This window comes from Vibrio owensii CAIM 1854 = LMG 25443 (assembly GCF_000817815.1).
In the GTDB taxonomy this organism is placed as follows: domain Bacteria; phylum Pseudomonadota; class Gammaproteobacteria; order Enterobacterales; family Vibrionaceae; genus Vibrio; species Vibrio owensii.
Window position 1 is genome coordinate 20,222 of record NZ_JPRD01000059.1, and the last position, 15,506, is coordinate 35,727.

14 protein-coding genes are annotated in these 15,506 nt (G+C 47.0%); 7 read left to right on the forward strand and 7 right to left on the reverse strand.

Annotation, left to right across the window (positions count from 1 at the left end; all coding sequences use genetic code 11):
* Positions 1–4 precede the first annotated feature (4 nt).
* Together H735_RS26110 and H735_RS26115 are read right to left on the reverse strand one after the other, a co-directional pair.
* Positions 5–1,411 (reverse strand): ArnT family glycosyltransferase, encoded by a 1,407-nt coding sequence (locus H735_RS26110; protein WP_020197903.1) that lies wholly within the window; start codon positions 1,409–1,411, stop codon positions 5–7.
* A gap of 2 nt (positions 1,412–1,413) precedes the next feature.
* Complete coding sequence (locus H735_RS26115; RefSeq protein ID WP_020197904.1) at positions 1,414–2,454, reverse strand: glycosyltransferase family 2 protein; 1,041 nt, start codon at positions 2,452–2,454, stop codon at positions 1,414–1,416.
* A 152-nt stretch (positions 2,455–2,606) separates the two neighbouring features.
* Between H735_RS26115 and H735_RS26120 the strand changes: the two genes are divergently transcribed.
* A complete protein-coding gene (locus H735_RS26120) occupies positions 2,607–3,284 on the forward strand; it encodes a response regulator transcription factor (RefSeq protein ID WP_020197905.1) in 678 nt (225 codons plus the stop codon).
* Positions 3,281–4,579: a sensor histidine kinase gene (locus tag H735_RS26125; protein WP_020197906.1), complete on the forward strand. Its 1,299-nt coding sequence runs from the start codon at positions 3,281–3,283 to the stop codon at positions 4,577–4,579. The genes H735_RS26120 and H735_RS26125 overlap by 4 nt, the downstream gene beginning before the upstream one ends.
* A gap of 95 nt (positions 4,580–4,674) precedes the next feature.
* Here H735_RS26125 and H735_RS26130 read toward each other — a convergent pair whose 3' ends face one another.
* Positions 4,675–5,913 carry a leucine-rich repeat-containing protein kinase family protein gene (locus tag H735_RS26130; protein WP_020197907.1) on the reverse strand — a complete coding sequence of 413 codons (1,239 nt, stop codon included), beginning with the start codon at positions 5,911–5,913 and terminating at the stop codon, positions 4,675–4,677.
* Between the two features lie 223 nt (positions 5,914–6,136).
* Here H735_RS26130 and H735_RS26135 point away from each other — a divergent pair, with 223 nt between their 5' ends.
* The 3 genes from H735_RS26135 (at position 6,137) to H735_RS26145 (ending at position 10,291) form a co-directional block, all read left to right on the forward strand.
* Positions 6,137–7,033 carry a 1-aminocyclopropane-1-carboxylate deaminase/D-cysteine desulfhydrase gene (locus tag H735_RS26135; protein ID WP_020197908.1) on the forward strand — a complete coding sequence of 299 codons (897 nt, stop codon included), beginning with the start codon at positions 6,137–6,139 and terminating at the stop codon, positions 7,031–7,033.
* A gap of 360 nt (positions 7,034–7,393) precedes the next feature.
* The gene (locus tag H735_RS26140) at positions 7,394–8,746 is read left to right on the forward strand and encodes a LysM peptidoglycan-binding domain-containing protein (protein ID WP_020197909.1); all 1,353 of its coding nucleotides are present in this window, start codon (positions 7,394–7,396) and stop codon (positions 8,744–8,746) included.
* 93 nt (positions 8,747–8,839) lie between these two features.
* Positions 8,840–10,291, forward strand: a complete 1,452-nt coding sequence (locus H735_RS26145; protein ID WP_020197910.1) for a hypothetical protein — start codon at positions 8,840–8,842, stop codon at positions 10,289–10,291.
* An 81-nt stretch (positions 10,292–10,372) separates the two neighbouring features.
* On the opposite strand, the gene H735_RS26150 is transcribed toward H735_RS26145, so the two are convergent.
* From H735_RS26150 to H735_RS26165, 4 genes are all read right to left on the reverse strand, one after another.
* Complete coding sequence (locus tag H735_RS26150) at positions 10,373–10,867, reverse strand: GNAT family N-acetyltransferase (protein ID WP_020197911.1); 495 nt, start codon at positions 10,865–10,867, stop codon at positions 10,373–10,375.
* Between the two features lie 82 nt (positions 10,868–10,949).
* Entirely contained in the window at positions 10,950–11,426 is a 477-nt protein-coding gene (locus H735_RS26155) for a GNAT family N-acetyltransferase (protein ID WP_027726848.1), read from the reverse strand.
* A gap of 51 nt (positions 11,427–11,477) precedes the next feature.
* Positions 11,478–12,020: a hydrolase gene (locus H735_RS26160; protein WP_020197913.1), complete on the reverse strand. Its 543-nt coding sequence runs from the start codon at positions 12,018–12,020 to the stop codon at positions 11,478–11,480.
* Between the two features lie 117 nt (positions 12,021–12,137).
* Positions 12,138–12,998, reverse strand: a complete 861-nt coding sequence (locus tag H735_RS26165) for a LysR family transcriptional regulator (RefSeq protein WP_020197914.1) — start codon at positions 12,996–12,998, stop codon at positions 12,138–12,140.
* Between the two features lie 114 nt (positions 12,999–13,112).
* On the opposite strand from H735_RS26165, the gene H735_RS26170 reads away from it, so the two are divergent.
* Positions 13,113–14,177, forward strand: a complete 1,065-nt coding sequence (locus H735_RS26170; protein WP_009706953.1) for an HlyD family secretion protein — start codon at positions 13,113–13,115, stop codon at positions 14,175–14,177.
* A gap of 9 nt (positions 14,178–14,186) precedes the next feature.
* Positions 14,187–15,206 carry a DUF2955 domain-containing protein gene (locus tag H735_RS26175; RefSeq protein ID WP_020197915.1) on the forward strand — a complete coding sequence of 340 codons (1,020 nt, stop codon included), beginning with the start codon at positions 14,187–14,189 and terminating at the stop codon, positions 15,204–15,206.
* The last annotated feature ends 300 nt before the right edge of the window (positions 15,207–15,506 follow it).

Here is a 15,506-nt window from a genome sequence, read left to right on the forward strand (position 1 = left end):
TCCGTTACCCAACCACACAGGTGTAGAGTGAGCGTTTCGATTTTGCTGTGAACTCATTGGTACAACTCAACGCATTTTCATGAATCATGCTATCCACTTGCTGCGATTTACCAATCAGGTGGAATTTCTTCAGATTGTTTAAGTCATTCTTGTCTTCAAGCTTTTTCGCCTGACCATGGCTATAAAATTGGCCTGAGAACGGGCGCTTACCAATATAAAAGACCGGAGCGTTGTCATTAATTTGCGCGAAGATGATGCGGTCGCTGCGGCTATCTGCTTTGCCCATATTCAAAACCAACATCGCAATCATAAGCAGGGCTGGCAACACTGCTGCCGTTCCGGTCAGCCATTTGAAATCGTGTTTATCCACCAGCATTGCAATCAAGATACCCAATGCAGGCACACCCGGTAGTACGTAAGCAGGCAAAATATTCCCAGCCATGGTGAACAAGATCATTGGTGAAATCAGCCAACACATCAGGAAGCTAAACAGACCTTGATGATCGGTTTCAATGGCTTTGAGCACCTTACGACGTTTCCACGCCAAGATAGGCAAGACAATTGACCAAGGCGCAGCCGATTGCAGCCAGAATACCCAGATCATCCCACGTGGTTGATCATGAGCAGAGCCATACAGGTCCCCTTCCCAACCGCTGACAACAAAACGCTTAAAGTGCTCGCCAACAATGAAGTAATCAATAAATCCAGGCGTCGCCATTTCAGCCATGATGTACCACGGTAGAGCAATCGCCAGCATGAGCGCCAAACCCGATACAATTGGAAAACGCTGCCACAAGGCTTTGAAGGCACCAAAGAAGCCATGCTGAATCACAAGCCAAGGAAACACTGCGATACCCATGATCACGATCGCCACTGGACCTTTTGCTAACAGCCCGCAAGCCAAGCCAAAGAAACCGAGGTAACCCCACAATCGGCTGTGTCTGTCTTTGCCAAGCCAGCAGTAGTAAAAGCCGACCATCGCCATCGTCATTGCCAACGTCAGTGCCATGTCTGTCATCACCGCACCCGCCGCAATTGAAAAGATGCCGCAGGTCGCCAATACCAACGCTGCGATGATTGCATTAAAGCCAGCGCGATGCGCCATGAAAGCAACAAAAACAATCGTCGCAACACCCGCTAACCAATGAGGTGCGCGCACTGCAAATTCATTCAATCCAAACAGCTCAATGCCGTAAGCACTCATCCACGTGAACAGCGGTGGCTTCCCCCAAAAAGGCACGCCGTAATCAAACTGTGGGGTAAGCCAATTGCCGGTTTCCACCATTAAGCGCGCCATTTCGCCGTAGCGGGCTTCTGTGGGGTCCATCAAAGGGTAAGCGGCAAGTGAAATAAGACGGAGTAAAAGAGCAAACGCCAACAACAACCACAAATGGGTTTTATTAATACTCATGATTACGCGGTTTCTCCCAGTTTAAACTTCATGGTTTGGATGGATTGATGTTTTGCAGGCTGCTCGTAAACAGACTGAACAAGATAAAGAGGACGTTGCTTGGTCTCGACAAAAATGCGGCCAATGTATTCACCCAAAAGGCCAATCGACAGCAGTTGCACACCGCCCAAGGCAAGTTGGACGACCATCATGGATGGGTAGCCAGTGACAGGCTCACCAAACACAACAGTTTTCATCACTATGAACGCGCCATAGATAAAGGCACTGAACGCCACTAATGCACCAGCAAGTGTCGCTAAGCGCAAAGGGCGAATGGAAAACGAGGTAATGCCGTCCATTGCAAGGCCAATTAGCTTGAGGTAGTTCCATTTGGTCTCACCACAGAAACGAGCGTCACGCTCAAACTGAACCGTCACTTGCTTGAAACCCGGCCAAGAGAAAATACCTTTCATGTATCGGTTACGCTCTGGCAACGCATTGATGTGTTTAACCACTTTTGCGCTCAGTAGACGGAAATCGCCCACGTTCTCAGGCACATCTAATTTCGCCATGCTATTGAGCACTTTGTAAAAGCAAGCGGCCGAGAAGCGCTTGAACCAAGTTTCACCGTGGCGTTCGCTGCGCTGCATGTTCACCACGTCATACCCTTCACGCCATTTTGATACCATTTGCGGGATTAACTCCGGTGGGTCTTGCAAGTCGGCATCAATCACAATCACCGCTTCACCTTGGCAGTGTTCCAGACCCGCACTCATGGCGGACTCTTTGCCAAAGTTACGGCTTAGTGCAATACAACGAACGTCGCTAGAAGATTGAGAAAAGTTTTGCGCGATCATTAGGCTGTCATCTTTGCTGCCGTCGTCGACATAGACGATTTCGCAGCGTTCTGGCATTTCATCCAAAACGGCGGCTAAACGACGATGAAATTCAGGCAAGACTTCTTGCTCGTTAAAGAATGGCACCACAACAGACAAAACTGTTTTAGGCTCAGTGTGTTGGCTCACCTTTGAAAAGGTTGCAGCGTGAATGTTGAAGGTTGACATGCTACTCTTCCACTAAATCCGATGAATGAATCCAGTCTACAAACATCAATGTGAAAGAGATGTTGTTGACATCTTTTTCACGTTCTTAGTGAATAATGTTCGGTTAAGACGAAGTCTTATTTTCGAAAACCCGCCCACTTGGAGAGAAATACATGAAACGCGTACTTTTAGTCGAAGATAATCGAGAAATCGCAGGCATGCTGTTCGATTATTTTGAGTGTGCAGGTATGGAACTCGATTATGCAGACAACGGCGAGCTCGGCTTGAAACTGGCGATGGAAAACACCTTCGACATCATCTTGCTCGACCTCATGCTGCCACGCATGGATGGCCTGACCATGTGTAATAAACTTCGCGACGCGGGCAACAACACACCAGTGCTTATGCTGACTGCACTTGATAGCCGTGACGATATGCTCAAAGGCTTCCAACACGGTGCGGATGACTATCTGACCAAACCTTTCGACTTGGATATTCTAGAAGCGCGTATGATGGCGCTGATCCGACGTTACCGTGGTACTGTCGCGTCGAGTAAGTTGGAATACGGCGAAGTCTCTATCGACCAAAAAACGCGTAAAGCTTACCGCCAAGATAAACTGTTGGCGCTAAACCCAACCACTTACACCATTCTGGAAATGCTTGTGAAAAGCGCGCCAGACGTAGTAACACGTGAAGAAATCGCCTTCCAACTATGGCAAGAGAACGAGCCGAACAACGACGTTCTGCGCAGCCACATTTACCAACTTCGCAACCAACTTGATAAGCCATTTGAACAACATGTGCTGATCACCGTGCCGAAAGTTGGCTTCCGCTTGGAGACAGTTGCATGATCAATCGCTTACTTGCTAGCACGCAAAGCACACAAAGTATGACAGGGCGGCTCGCTCTGTTTTTCTCTTTTGTGTCGGTCGTGATTGGCATCTTCTGCTTTTTGTTGATTACCGGCTCCCTGCTTTGGTCTGAAGACCGCGTGGGCGAGCGTCGTATTATGGTCGACAAAAAAGAAGCGATTGAACATTTCCAGTCCCACCCAGAGCAAGGCAGTATTCAGCTTGACCTGCTCACCACCGCATACAACGACATCTCATTGGTTGCCGAGCGCTACCAAAAATACCTAATAGGTCAAAAGCACTTTCTTGATGAAGTAGAAGATGGTGAATACTCGCGCATGGTTTACATGAGTACTTACACCTACAAAGGCGTTGAACATCCTGTGATTTTGGTTTCCTTGATTGATGAAATCGAGATCACCTCAGAGGAATTCATTCTCGTTGTCGCTATGGTGTTGTCGATTGTCGCCGTGCTGGTGTTTCTGTTTGGTAGCCTGCTGCTGCGTTTGTCACAGCGCTTAATTGAACCCGTCAATGCGCTCAAAACTCAACTCGATCATCACCAAGGAGATGCCACGCAAACTTTCAGTGTGCCAGAAGGTTCAGCCAAAGAGTTCCAAACTCTTGCAGATGAGTTGAATGAGTACCGCCACAAAATCAACCAAGTCATCAAGCGCGAGCAAGCCTTTGCACGATACGCGAGTCATGAACTGCGTACACCGTTAACCGTGATGAAAGGCTCAAGCAGCTTACTGGCGAGAAGTGCGAACACGGATTTCCAAACCCGCCAAGTGAACCGAATTCAAGATGCAACGCAGCAGATGTCGACCATGGTGGATGCCCTACTCGGCTTAGTACGTTACGAGCGTAATGCAGATGATTCACCAGTACGCAGCATCACCGAGGAAGAGCTCAACCAAATCATCTTCCAAAGCCAAGCTCAGGCGGATGAGAAAGCACTCAACTTTGATGTACAGATAGACGGTAATCCAAGAACGCGCGCGACCAATGCCGTGCTAACCATTATTCTTGGCAACCTGATTCGCAACGGCATCGCTGCGACACCTTCGGGATCAATTCATATCAATATGGATGAAAACACCATCTCGGTGCGCGATGAAGGCGAAGGCTTTTCGACCATTCCGCACTCTGATGGGCACGGGTTAGGTTTGATGATTGTGGACGATTTGTGCCAACGCTATGGCTGGCAATTTAAGATTGGCACACATCCAGAAGGTGGTTGTGAGGCGGTTATTGATCTTGCGTCAGAGCATCAAGAGGCTTGCTCAGAGTAACTTCCTCAGTACCTAATTTAATTGAGAGGTATCGACTTTGCTCAGTCTCAAAACGAGCAACTCGATACCTCTTTTTGATTCAATTGAATGAAATCTTATGCTGCAAGTGCTGCTAGTCGATTGAATGCTTGCGATGTCGATTCCGACGCTTCACACACAGAAAACATATCTTCGATAAAGTACTTCAGCGCTCTCGATTCAATCGTTCTGATTGCCGCTTGCTGCTCGTCCGATAAATAGCCGTAAATGCTCGCTGCACCAAAGTCGCCGAAGATCATCTCACCTTGGTCATTCACCAAAGTATTGTGCGCATACAAATCGCCATGGCACACCTTGTTGTCGTGCAGGTGATTAAACACGTCCACCATCTGCTCCACAATAGAATTCACTTGCTCGACCGTTAGCGTAAACCCTTTTGGGAATGTATCTCGAGTGCAAGTTTCCTGCATTGGCGGCAAGCCTAAGTTGTAGTAGCTGTTTGGGATCAGCTCCATCACCAAAGCAAACTCATTACCGTCATCCACTTGCGCGATGGATTTCACCAAGTTGTTGTGATGCCCGGCTTGCAAACATGCTTCAAGTTCATCATGTGGGTAGCCGTCACTGGTCACTTCACCCTTGAACACTTTCACTGCCACTTCGTTCGGGAAGTCGTATTGAGCGTCAGTCCAGTTAGCATGAGAAATCACACCACTCGCACCTTGGCCAAGAACATGGTTAAGTGAGTAACTGTTTGTCGTCACTTTCGGCACGCTGTCTAACGATGATGGGTGTTTGCAGAATGGGTCACCTGCAAAAGCAAACCATGCCAATTTAGGCAGCTTCATCAACACATCCGGGAAGTGCTCTAACTGGTTCGCAGAGAGACGAATCAATTCTAAATTGACCAAGTTTTCCATGCTGTTTGGCAGTTGTTTGATGCGATTGCCCGCCAATGCAAGCTTTCTTAGGCGTGGTCTTTCACCCAGACTGTTTGGCAGAACTTCAATCTCGTTGTCGGTCAGAATCAACCAACGTAACTGAGTTGGTAGTGAGGCTTCACGCACCACTTTAATCTTGTTGGTTTTAAACCCAACCATCTCAAGGTTTGGCAATTTACCCAAGACCTCTGGCAGATGGGTGAACTGGTTGTTGGAAGCAAAGATGATTTTTAGCGAGGTCAGCTGTTCCAGTTCTGGTGGCAAATCTGACAGTGCGTTACCAGATAAATCTAACACTTCAAGCGTTTCTGCAAGCTCTAAAATTTCCATAGGAAACTCAGTTAGCCCTTCCGCCAACTTCAGTTGTTTCGTTCCTACTAATTGTCCTGTTTTTAATTGTTCTAGAGTTTGCAAAACCAAGCCTTCTGATTGAGTTGAAATAAGCGGCGTAGTGTACGTGGCTTGAAGCAGAAAGGCGAGCCGTGGAATTGAATCCCCTGAAACCAAAGCGGCCAAAACATCAGGAATAACCGAAATGGATGTACTGAAACCCAGACTTTTTATCTGGGTTTAATGGCGTTACACTACGCGCCCTTTTTAACGGCAAGGTCGCGTGGTTGGACACGTCAGCAGTAGCATGAAACTCTCTGAAAGCCCGATAACTCAACACAACTTCAACGGTCATACGTTTTTTCTTAAGCGTGATGACATGCTGCATTCTCACTTTTCTGGGAACAAAGCACGTAAGTTTATGGCGTTGATGGAAACGCAGAACAGCGACATCAAAACCCTAATCAGTTATGGCTCTGCCCAATCCAACGCAATGTACTCGCTTGCCGCTCTGGCGCAAATCAAAGGCTGGAATTTCGAGTTCTACGTTCAACACATTCCGTCTTGGCTTAAAGACTCCCCTATCGGCAACTATCGTGGTGCGCTTGATTTAGGTATGAGTATCACGGCGATGCAGGACATTGAATCCGCTTTGCATCCAACCGAATATATTGAACAGGTTCGTGGCTTGGACGACACGACCTTGGTGGTTCCAGAAGGCGGTAAAGCGAAGATTGCCGAAGCTGGAGTAAAGCAATTAGCGCGCGAGCTTCTTGATTGGACTCGCCTTGAAGGCAAAAAACAGTTTGTCGTGGCCTTGCCATCAGGAACCGGAACCACTGCGCTTTACTTAAGTAAACATTTGAAGCCACACGGAATCGAGGTTGTTACCTGTGCTTGTGTCGGTGATGCTCAATACCTCACTGAACAATTCAACACGCTAGAAACAGACAATCACCCAACCATTTTGTCGGTACGCGATAAGCACCATTTCGGTCGTTTATATCAAAGCGATTACGAGACGTGGAATGCACTCTACGATCAAACCAACCTAGAATTCGATCTGCTGTATGACCCTTACATGTGGCAATGCTTGCAGCCATGGTTGGCAGAAAATGAAGATAAGACGTTGATTTACATCCATCAAGGTGGATTACTTGGCAATGAATCCATGTTGCCGAGATACCAAAGAGAGTTTGAGTAAGCTTATTGGTTCTTCCAATAGGCCACAGCGCTGGTTAATGGTTATGATTCGCTATCGGTTATTAACTGTCAGTTCTTAACTGCTAGTTATTAAGCTTTCGCCATTAATAACCAATAATTAGCGCTTCATGCTTTCCTAAAATAAACCATCAATATATCTACCCATCCTTCGCATTAATATTATTTATTGCACCATCCCTCATTTTAATAAACATTATTATCATTAAACACCTTACCCTGCGTGACTTTCGTTCTGACTATAGATTTAGTAACTAAGCAAAAAGAATTGGTTGTTTTGTCTATAGTGCATTCTTTTATTTGCCGCTAAGCTATCACCAATTAAATCCAAGAGACGATATTAATGAAGCATCCAACATCAACACGTGTGAGGGGAGCTGGCTACTCGCCACTTATCGAATCCACGTCAACTACGTCAGACAAACACTCAACCGCTAGCCATCATTCGAACACAAGTAACCAATCCAGTTCGCAGAACAGTGCGCCAGTAAGCTACTGCTCGTTAGTCCATGACTATCAATCTCAGGCTGAGGCGGAATTCGAATGTCGAATTAAAATCCATGCGCCAAAAGACGATTTAAATACACTTCGACCGGGTGTCTTTTCTCTGGCAAAAACGGCAAAAGAACCGCTTATTAAACGCTGGGGAAAATTAGAGAAAACCCAACCGTCGCCCTGTACCGTATTATCAGCAGCATGTTTCGAAGCCGAAGACAAAACCCTTTTACACGAACTTTTTCAAGACGTCGGCTTACAACAAAAATACACTGTCACGCCAAAACCGCTCGGCAGTGAATGTACCAATGCTGAATTCATTCCTTTTATTCCTGCCGTCGAGACCAAAGGTCTACTGGGATGGGCAGCCCAAGGCTTTTACTATTATTTCCATGATGGAAAGTTAATGCATGAAATGGCCATTCTTGGTAACGACAAGTTTTCTTGGCAAATGACCACTTCCAACGCCCATGGCATTACAGAAATACTGGCCAGCTCCAAAACATTCAGCACCATACTGGTGCCGGTCGCAATTGAGGGTAAGAAAGCCGCACCCCAGCATATTTTCTACCGCCAAGAGAAGCTCACCAACGATGAGCTTGCCGAGATTAACCCGGCTTGGTTAGAGCAAAATGCAACGCTCATTGATATCGCTGCCCTTAAAGCGATTGTGAAACAGTCTTTGTTACCAAGAGAAAGTACGACGACACAATCGAACAACGAAACAAGCAAAGCGAAGACCCATAAAGTCAGTACCAACGACGATGGGACGCAGGAACTCTGGACGGATGTTGCGCCTCAATATGGGTTGTCTGCAAAAGCATTGCTCAAGCTTAATCCAAGCTATGAAAGCGATCCTATCGCACTCAAAGTTGGTGATGTGTTGAATGTCAGTGCGGCTCAACAACCACAAAAAGCGACCAATGCTGAGCAAATATGTCCTCAAGACACCTTTGCTGTTGGCCAAGCCTACCCGCTCGGAGACGTTTGGGGAAAGTACGCAAAACGCGATGTGTGGGGGGAATATTCGGACTTAACGCAGCCCTCTTCAGTGATCAATATATTTAATCACGCAGGATTGTCGCAAAACACGCCAGTATTGAATGTGCAGAAAATTGAAAGCCGCGTATTGCGAGTGGCCGTATCTTTCGTCGAAGACGACATACAGTTGACGCACATAACCAGCCTATCTTCGGTCTAGTTTTTATAGCTTGCTGATCGACAAGGCAAATCAAGATGCCACTTGAGGGAGAGTCTCCCTCATCACTCATATTCAAAATAAGTGAACACACGCATGTACGGTGAAACGAACACTTCGGCGGCTTCCTCAAGCCAAGCGAATAAAAGAAAGAATGATGCCTCCAACTCCTCACAAGGAGGTTCTGCGACTAAGCGCTCGCGTGAGGATCAGACAAAAGAAAACGCCGACAAGTGGGAAGCGTTTCAACGAGATTGGCAAAACCACGTTGAAGCGAACAACCTCATCATCGCAGACAAAGCCGCTGAAGCGCTTATACGCTTTAACTACCGCTACGTGGTAAACGACAACACAGGTGCGCTCAAGTATGAACCTGTCAGTGTCGATCAGATTTTGAATAACTACCGCGAACTGGAGCGTGTTTACTACCGCCGACAAATTCACGATCCAAGTCCGGTGCAAACTCGACAACAAAGCCAACAATCAACGACACCAAGCGCCTCTCATTTTGAAGTAAGACTAGAGCCTCAATCCACCACAGGCACTGCTTTAATCGTTCCCTCCGTCGGTATGCCGAAAGAGTTTAAGATCAAAGAAAAACTGGAAGAGTTATATTGGTACACAGAAGGCAGCGACAGACCCGTGTACTTGTTTGTGCACCAAAGCGAGCTGAACTTATATCACGAGCAAATAGGTACATTACTTCAAGCGGCTGGCGTAGGTTTGGTTGGATGGGCGTTCGAATCTGGCACCGTTGGTTTTGGTGCAACAAGAAAGGCCGTCGTCGATTTTTGCAAACTCAAGCAACTCAAAAAAGTCACCATGATGGACTGCAATGTGTTGATGTCTGAAATGGATCTTATCTCCGCGGCGGAAGAAGCCACATCGGAAGTAAAAGATGACACCACCTTGTATATCTCGCTTGGTGTAACAAGTGGAGACACCTACGAAAAAGGCTCAAAAGCGCCGAAAGGGTTGCTCAACGAGGGCGCAGTTAAAGGCCGACCAATCGAGCAGTTCACCATGCTCAACCGCAATGTGTTGTTTGACCCTGCGTTTATCTCTTCTTCCGAAGACATTGATGTCTCTAACGATATGAAGTTCTTCAACAGCATCAATCAGCAAAAATCGATTGCTCTAAAAGACTTAAAGCTGCACCAAAAACTTAGGGATGAATTGGCGAGTCAGTACCCAAGAATCAACAAACTCCGTTTAAGCCCAACATCTCAGGTTTACAACGAGCGGTTCACAGCACATCTGACGCAAATTGCTCAGAAAGAGCAGGACATGGTGATTGAAGTCAAAACCGGAACCGAATCAAACGCGCAAAAGCACAAAGTGACGGTGAAAGCACTCAGTGAATTTATTGCTGCAAAGCTTGGGAAAGATGCCCTTCGCATTCAATCTCTGATCATTGAAAAGATGCTGGTGAAGTACAAAGACATGAGCATGAACTCGGGCTATCAATATGAAGCGGAAGGGCTGGAAGAAACACAAGCGGCGCTGTCCTCTAGCAAGCGATCATCGAATAAGAACATGGATGCCTAAGTCAGCACAAGAGGCCGATTTCCCTTGGTAAGCTGTTTAAAATAATCAGGTTACCAAGGGAGGAGATTTTAAAGTTCGAGGTTACGCATTCAATTCCAACTGCCAATACCCGACAGACTTCTTCTCGCCGAACTTGAGCCCGATATTAGGAAACTCCCCTACCTTCTTGAAACCCAGCCTCTCATGCAATCGGATGCTCGACTCATTAGGCAACGTAATCACACCAATCACGTTCTTAATCTGTTTCTCTTTCAGGTTATCGAGCAAGTGTGAATACAAAGTGCTGCCAATGCCTTTGCTGGTGATGCCCTGCTTCACGTAGATAGAAGGTTCAACGGTAAAGCGATAAGCAGAGCGCAGCTTCCATCTATTGGCATAAGCGTATCCCAATACTTGGCCGTCGACCTCGGCTACCAACCAAGGTAAGCCTAAACTCAGCACTTCTTCTATTCGTTGCTGCATCACCTCGACGGAAATCGGTTCTTCCTCAAAAGAAATCGACGTGGACTCCACATAGTAATTATATATTTCAACAATTTGAGCTGAATCCGTGTCTTTTACTTCTCTAATTTCCATTCGTCATCCTTAATCCCTAACACATACCCAAAGTGAGCTAGAAGCGAAGCTCTAATGGCCTTTCTCCAGCTTTAAACCTTTTCTACAGTCGCTTTTCCATGAGTAAAAGATCCCAAACCTCGTTATCAAAACAACGGGTTCCTGATTCATGAGAAGTCACTTTGAAACCAAGCGACTCGTAGCAATTCTTCGCGACAGTATTACGCTCAAACACCGCCAACGACAAGACTTGAGCATGATGCTGAGTTTGAGACAGTTCGATAAGCTGCGTGAGCATGACCTTTGAAATCCCTTGCCCCCGAAACGCGTTAGCAATGAACACGCGACAAATTCGAAAGTGTGAATCTGAGACTTTGAACAGCTCAACATACCCCGCCTTCTTTCCGTCGCAAATAAGGATAAACGGGAAGACTTCAGGTTTGGCACAATGAACAGAGATTTGTTCAAAATTCAAAGGGAAATGAAAGTTTGGGCCTCCCCACTGGTAGTTCAATTTGTCTGAATCAATCCAGCGGATGAGTGCCTCGTAATCTTCCTTTTCAAATGCTCTCAGTTCCATCTTTGTCTCTGCCATGTTTCACTGTAACAATTGTCTACGGCTGCGATTGTGCTATTTAATGAGCCCTAAGATCTCTTTAAACTCTGGTGCTCGGCAATCTTCTACCATTTCATACAAACACATTTCGGCGCCCGTTAGACCAACGCCATTCGCGGTCAGTTTTGCAAGTGCTAAGGCTTTGTTCGCTGGCGTTCGAGAAGAGACACAATCGGTCACTAACTCCACTCGATAACCCATTTGACGTAGCGACACCGCGGTTTGATACACACAAATGTGCGCTTCAATACCACAAACTAACCAAGTGTCGACTTTGGCGTTTTCTACCGCGAGTTTGAATGTCGGTTCTTTGCAACCATCAAAGGTGTACTTGGCGATGGGTAAGTGATCTTTCGCGAGCACTTCACGAATCGGCTCAACCGTTGGCCCTAAGCGATCTGGGTTTTGCTCCAACCAAACAATCGGCAAGTTAAGCACTTTTGCGCCTTTGACTAACTTGGTGGTGCTTTCAATCAGGGCTTCGCTTTCGTGCATGAGCGTTGCCAGCTTACCTTGAACATCGACAACAATCAGTCCGGTGGTGTTTTTTGATAACATTCTCATCTCCTGTGAGCGGCTTGAGCATCACTCAGCTCAAGCCTTTGAATAAAACGAATGTACCAGAAGCGCAGGATAATCAGATGGGCAAATTCGCAAAGTTATTGTCCGCTCACGCTATTTGAATCGCTCTCGAAACAGTTCAATCAGCACTTTTACCTTGTTCGGCAAAAACAGATTAGATGGATAAATCAAAGTCAGGTGCTGCTTAGGATGGGTAAACTCTGACAGGACTTCCACCAGCATGCCGTCTTCCAATGCCGGCTTGGAATGCACTTGAGGGATAAACGCAATACCGTTGCCTGCGATCGCCATAGAGCGAAGCAAATTCAAATCATCTGATTTCAATGCCACATGCAGTTCAGAGTCGAGTAAGTCCGCGTTGTAACGGTTGGTGAGCAAACGATGATGCTTTAAATCTTCCATGGTTTTTAATGGTGAATGCGCCTCTAGGTAGGCTTTAGACGCCACAAAATGACTGCGGTAAGGCAACAAGCTGAATTGAACATAACTGTCGTCCGACACTTTCGCCACGCTAGGAAGAAGCTGAAGATCAAACGCCTGACGCTTGAGGTCGACACTCTCTTGGTGATTCTCAATCTCCACCGACATCTCAGGGTAGCGCGTGGTGTATTCGTTAATGATCCAGTTAAACGCGGCTGAGCTCATCAATGCAGACGGAATCGCGACGCGCACTTTGCCCGTCAGTTCTTGTTGATATTCGTGCATTACATTCAAGCCTTGCTGAATATGCTCAATCGGTTGTCCCACCAGCTCAAACAGACGCTTGCCGTGCTCCGTCAACTCAATGGTTCGCGTGGTTCTAATCAGCAATTGGCAGCCTAGCGCTTTTTCCAATTCCTGTAGTCTGCGGCTCACTTTGGATCGCTGTAATTGGTTAGCGTCTGCGGCAGCACTGATGCCTCCGTGTACAACGGTTTGGCTAAACAGATGAAGATCATCAAAACTTACGTTCATTGTCCTACTTTTAGGTCATTCATGCACTTAATGTCATTCTACTGAACTGTGACCAACTTCTCTATAATCGCCTGTCTTATTTGCTTGTTAGCGCCATAAATTCAGGTATCTCTTATGACAGCGGATCATAAATTCAAACACTGGATGCGAACACTTATTGTCCTGTTCATTGTACTCTTTTTCTACATCATCATTGCAGACCGTCACGCGCCAATCACCACCGAAGGGCGAGTTCAGGGTTATGTAGTGCAAGTCGCGCCAGAAGTCTCCGGCAAAGTGACCGACGTGCTTATCGACAACAACCAGTCGGTACACAAAGGCGATGTGCTATTCAAAATCGATGACCGCAAATACAAAATTGCCCTAGAGCAAGCAGAGTTGTCACTGCAATCAGCTTACGAAAAAGAGGCCACTCTTTACTCACAACGCGAAGCGGCATTGGCGAACATTGCGCGAGCAGAAGCGACCTACAATAACGCACACCGCGAATACTCACGTTTGCAAAAGCTGTCGAAACAGAAAGTAATTTCTCAATCCACCTTGGACAACGCTTTCGCACAAAACCAAGTATCGCGAGCTGCGCTCAAAGCAGAACAACAAAACTTGAAAGTGATTGAAGCACAACTTGGTGACAAAAAAGGCCAAAGCACAGCAGTCCGAATTGCGAAAAATGGCATTGAGAAGGCACAGCTAGACCTAACCAACACCGCAGTCCTAGCTCCAAGTGATGGCGTGGTAACGAATCTGCAATTGGAAGTCGGCACCATGGCAAACACCAACATGCCATTGCTCACGTTTGTCCCAACAGGCTCAATGTGGGTGGCAGCGGATTTCCGCGAGAAGTCTGTGGCGGGAGTAAGCAAAGACTACCATGCAATGGTGGCGTTCGATGCTAACCCTGGTTCTGTGTACGACTTCGAATTATCGAGCCGAGATTACGGTGTTGCGGCCGCACAACAAACTCCAAACGGCGCACTGACCAAGGTCGAAGTGAACAACCGTTGGGTACGTGATGCGCAGCGAACTCGCGTGAACCTTACTAGTGAAGAAGCCTTGCCTTCCTCTCTGTTCGTCGGTTCTCGTGCCACTATCGTCCTTTACCCAGACAACAGTCCGTTCTGGGCAATGATGGCACAAGTTCAAATCTACCTTGCTAGCTGGTTCCACTTTATCTACTAGGCGGCTGCGATGAAAACCTTACGCATTTGGTTCGGCTGCTCAATGGGTTTGGCGTTGAGCATGATCTTTGGTTGGTCTTACGGTTTCTTTGCCGTCATGCTGCCACTGTTCGTGCTCGGCCGTATGGACCACTTCAGTCTGCCACTGGTATTGATGGTGCTGTTCTCGGCAGTTTGGACCACGGTTCAAGCCACCTTTATTCTCGAATACTTACAGTTCCATCCTACTCTGATGTTCGCGGCAGTAGGCATTATGATGCTGTTTAAATGCATCGCGATGATGAACCCAAAAACCTACTTGTTTGGTTACATGGGGTTATTGGTTGGCTCGATCGTGCTCAACTTCGCGAGCTACGACTTCATGGATATTGAAGAGTTCAACGTCAACCTTTGGGTGATTTCGTTCAGTAATATTTTCGTCTGTGCCCTCGCCTATTGGCTATTCCCTGAGCCGGAATCGAAGATCTTGCAAACAGAAATGACTACGCCTGTAAAAAGCGACATAGACTACATCAGCCAAGTCGCTATGGGTTGGGTGGTAGCGATGGCGGCGTTTTTGGTGTTCCAAATTGGTGATTTGTACGATTCACTTTCGGCACAAGCTTCGATCCTTATCATCCTAACGCCAATGACACTAGCGGGCTCAATGGCCATGGCGAAAATCCGTATCATTGGCACAGCGCTAGGTTGTATCGCGGGTATGGCGGTGCAGTTAATCTTGGGCAGTTGGTTTGGTCATGGGTTGCTGTTCTGGCTAGCGTTTACTATCGCTATGGGGCCATTCTGTTTGTGGCTAACGAAAGGACAAGTCAAAGCCGCCATTGCGTTCTCGGCGATGTCTGCCCTGTCTGTTCCACTGACCACGTCATTAGTGCCTGAGCAGAAAGACGCGTTCTTCTCCATCTTGTACCGATTCAGTTCGATATTCGTAGCAGTGCTACTGACCGCAATGGTGATGTGGGTGGTACACCACTGGATTCGCGTGATGTTATTGAAGCATCCTGAGATGAAGAACGTGGAATTGAATTAACGGGAAACGGGAAACGGGAAACGGGAAACGGGAAACGAAGCATGCCGCTCACCTTGCTAGGAGCGGCATTTTTATTTAGAACCGGTCACCCTAAACGACGAGTAACGAAGTGATTCAGGATCTACTCACCGAGTGCTGTTAAGTCCTGAGGCTATCGCTATTTCCCAGCGAGTGGTTAGCAGATTCCTAGTCTCGCTTGGACTCGCTGGAATGACCCAACTTTGGATACATACCAAATATAAGGATATCGCGAGCAACGTATCTACCAACATCCGTCATCCTGTATATGGACTCCCAATT